2 protein-coding genes are annotated in these 3,669 nt (G+C 52.7%); both read left to right on the top strand.

Annotated features, from left to right (window positions below):
- Nucleotides 1-677 precede the first annotated feature (677 nt).
- Nucleotides 678-1,598, top strand: coding sequence for a hypothetical protein (locus WBM60_RS13690; RefSeq protein WP_424283201.1), 921 nt, complete (start codon nt 678-680; stop codon nt 1,596-1,598).
- A 260-nt stretch (nt 1,599-1,858) separates the two neighbouring features.
- Nucleotides 1,859-3,669, top strand: a 1,811-nt coding sequence (locus WBM60_RS13695; RefSeq protein ID WP_424283202.1) for an RHS repeat domain-containing protein, incomplete at its 3' end; no start/stop codon positions are given.

Here is a 3,669-nt window from a genome sequence, read left to right on the forward strand (position 1 = left end):
CCCTCGTCCAGCGCTCGATCGACGTATCGCCGGCCTAAATCTGGCAGGCCGAACTGCGCCACAGTATCGTGAACATCGGCTATTAGTGGATTCGCAAGCATGATGAATCTCCTTGTCGCACGACATATCGTGCGAATACATTGATTTATAGAGAAAATCGGAGGCTTGACGTGATGTCAGCAGAGGCTGATACTGTGAGTGCAATCGGTGGTTTCGGCCACTGCTAGAAGCCCGTCGTCAGGCCTCCTGTCGATGGGTTTCTTTTATCCGGTCATTGCAGATCCTCCCCATTTGGTTGTGAAGCATCCGCCCGTCTTCTCGAGGGCGTCGAAGTTTCAGTCTTCATCGGGCCGCCATCCGGATGGCCCAGGCTCGCCAACGCCATCATCAAGCTGATTGAGGGCCTCCACGACAGATGCCGCAGAGGCGAACCATCCGCGACGATTAGGGAACTGGCGAAGCAGGACAGGAAGGCGTCCCGCGGCATGAGCTTGCCGGACGGCTGCGGCTGATGAGTATCGGAAGACTTCGGCCACGTCGGCGGCGGTGAGAAGCTCGCCGTAGTGGTCGAGGATCCGCTCTTCACGCGACTTTGCGACCATTGGTCTTATCCTGCGTATTCCAAAGGCCTTTGCGCACTTTTGGCATACTCCAACCGTACCCCAAGGAGGCCTACCATGTTGCTAGAAGTTACGCGCAAAAAACTGCCTGCGATATTTCGCAATCGTCGGCTCAGCTTTTCTGAAGAACTTGGCAAGCATCTGAAGGGATTTGAGTTTGATCCGGGGCCGTGGCAGCGCCTGCGGGGAGACGTGTGGCTGAGCTACGTTCTGACAAAGACCAATTGGTCGTGGGAAGAGCTCAAGAGGCGGGTAGGCAAGGACAGATCTCGTTCGTACTTGGTCGATCAGTGGCGGAAAGGCGAGGTAACGCCAGGGCCCGGATCAGCAAGGAAGCTGGAGAAAGAAGTGCCAGGAAGCTTTGAGCTATTCAGCAATCCCGCGTGGTGGCTGCTTCGCGACTACCCTGTATCTGCAAGGGAAGTGCAAAAGTCAATTGCGAGCTATATACCGAAGAACAAAGGTTTCGATTTTTACGCATATCAGTTTCCAGAGCTATTGTCGCCTACAGACAAATTGCAGCGCAAAGTGCCATTTCACGAAGATGATTCGATGATGCTCTATTTGCGGGGAGACATTCATGCCTTCGCGCTAATTCTGGCTCTGGTTCGGAAGGCCGAAGCCGAGCGTCGCGACGAGATGCATATGATTCATATCGCAGATCTCTATCGCTCCTTGCCAACCCTGGGAAGGCTGCCGTACATACGGCCTCACTTCCACCTGGTTCGGCAAATGGTCGATGCTCTGCGCGGACGCCTCCTTTATACAGATCTGATGGTCGGTGTGGACTGGCCGCTAATTGCTGAGCAAATGGTGTCTGATCGTTTCTATCACGGCTATGTGAGAATTCCACGCGATGAAATGACACCCAAGAACCGAATCCATTGTGACCCGGTAACAGAAGGTCAAATCATCCCAGCAGAGCGGATTCCCTGGCCGATTGAAGATACCGACGACGAAGTACAAGACTATGAATAGACACGGTGTGTTGATTTGCACCGAAATTTGAGCCAAAAATGGCCATTTCTTGCATCGAAAACTGACCCGTCTGCTGTTTCCTAGACCATTTGAAATGGTTGCTATTCGCATCTGATTGATGCGGGTCATTTCCAGCTTGCAAAAGCCGGGTCAATCTAGCGTGCAAATCAACATACAACGCCTTCGGTTATCGCGAGAGTATTGGCGATGCACTGGTCGTCAGCGGTGTTTCTCGGACGATCTACCAACGTATCGACGTAATGAACGCACGCGGGCAGGTTACGAAAGAGACAAGGGGTATTTCTTCTGATCTGCCTGGCGGTGCAGCGACAGCTTACTACTCATATTTCCACGCCACCGGTCGCACCAACACTATTCTGGCATTTGACAAGTATGGCTCCGAAATTCAGGACCTAACGTACACTTGGGACACGGTCGGAAACCTGCTCACTCGGCAGGAGATGAGCGGCACGAAGAATCTCTCCGAATCCTTCGGATACGATGGTCTGAATCGGCTGACGACTTATGGAGTTCCAACGTTACCGCAGACCGTCACATATGATGCTAGTCACCTGGGCAACATACTGACCAAGACAGGTGTGACCGGAACCTATGAATACGGTGATGGGACGAACGCCGGCCCGCACGCAGTCACATTTTTCAATGGCGCCTCTCTAGACTACGATCGCAACGGCAATCTTGAGTCCGACGGAATACGATCCCTTGCTTACTCGACTTTCGACAAACCAGTCAGTATCTCGACTTCGGAGCACACGACGGAGTTCGAATACGCTCCGGACCGCGCACGCTACTACAGGAAAGACGCAGGAGCTGCTGGAACGACTCACACCTATTACCTAGGTAGCGTTGAAATAGTTGACCGCCCGGATGGCAAACAGGAGCGCCGTCGGTATGTCGCTGGCGTTGCCATCGAAACAAGCGTGTTCTCAAACGGGACAGAAGACAGCCGAACGACTAGGTACGTGTTTCATGACCATCTCGGATCAATTGATGCTATTTCCGACGATCAAGGCGAAAACGTCGTCTATTACTCTTTTGATGCTTGGGGCGAACGTCGAAGCGGTCAGGACTGGACGAAACCGATGCCGCCCCTGGTGCTTTTAAGTCTGACAGATATCACTAAGCGTGGCTTCACAGGTCATGAAATGATGGATGAAGTCGGCCTGATTCATATGAACGGCCGAATCTACGATCCGTTTATGGGGCGCTTTGTGCAAGCTGATCCATTCGTGTCCGATCCGACAGAATCGCAGAGTCTCAATCGGTACAGCTACATCCTAAATAACCCTCTAAACGCGACCGATCCGACCGGTCATTTCCCGTGGGTGCAGATATTCACAGTGATAGCTACAGCGTTCGCGGAGAACTGGATCCCAGCTTTCGTTATAAACTCGGGGCGCGAGTTGGCTAGAGGCGTGCCTTTGGAGAACCTTATTGTCGGAACGTTATCGTCAGCCGCATTCTCGGGATTTTCCTCGGGATTTGAGAAGTTAGGACTTACTGGCTCACGATTCCTCGATCGGGCCGTTGGTTATGGACTGGCCGGAGGCATAACAACGCAACTAATGGGTGGCAAATTCGGGCACGGATTTAGAAGTGCGTTGACCAATGCTCTGGTGGCCGGAACGGCGCGATCCGTTGCAGGTAGACTGCGTGGAGGCGCGGGGTTCGTGGGACGATCGGTACTTGGCGGATCTGTTTCAGCCGCCAATGGTGGCAATTTCGCAAGCGGCGCGATGTCCATGGCATTTGACGCTACGCTAGCCAATGCTGGTCTGAGTGACCCAAATCGCCCGCCTGTTGTTCTAAAGGGCAATAGCGATGAGATGAAGGCACAGTTTGAAGCGCTATCCGTTGATGATGCAGAGCTCTTGCGAATGTGGTTTGCTAGAAACGAGACATACCTCATATTTGAGGCGAATCAGATCGACGAATTGCTCTTGGATATCTTCTATACGGCGGAGATACCTGCAGAATCAGTGCATGCTGTATGGGATGGTATTAATCACGGATTCAAAGGACTAGCAACAGGTGTTGCGAAGGGTTACTT

The organism is Eudoraea sp., from assembly GCF_049669105.1.
Lineage (GTDB): Bacteria > Bacteroidota > Bacteroidia > Flavobacteriales > Flavobacteriaceae > Eudoraea.

What these genes read in the sequence shown, in the direction of transcription:
- WBM60_RS13690 (WP_424283201.1), top strand. Translation starts at nt 678, where the DNA reads ATGTTGCTAGAAGTTACGCGCAAAAAACTGCCTGCGATATTTCGCAAT.